General features: G+C 37.0%; 1 protein-coding gene. It reads right to left on the reverse strand.

Annotated elements, in window-relative coordinates:
- On the reverse strand, positions 1 to 281 hold a 281-nt coding region (locus tag SB752_RS32290), incomplete at both ends, for a Na+/H+ antiporter NhaA (protein WP_410719479.1).

Raw genomic sequence — 281 nt, forward strand, 5'->3', positions numbered from 1 at the left:
GTCAGATAGGAGTTTATTTTTGCGATAAAAACCGTCTCTTTTATTTTAACATCTGCAGGAATCGTAAATGCAGCTAACACAGCAGCAATCGTTGCATGAACCCCTGAAATTACGAAGCATGTCCATACTCCGCAGATCCCCAAAAACCCAAAAAAGAAAATAGATCTAATTCCCATCTTATTTCCCAAGTACATAATAGCTAAAATCAGTAAACCAATCCATAAATAAGTCATTTCAATGTTGGAGGTATAAAAGAATGCGATGACTAATACCGCTCCCAG

The sequence above is a fragment of the Brevibacillus sp. SIMBA_040 genome (genome assembly GCF_046535075.1).
In the GTDB taxonomy this organism is placed as follows: Bacteria; Bacillota; Bacilli; order Brevibacillales; family Brevibacillaceae; genus Brevibacillus.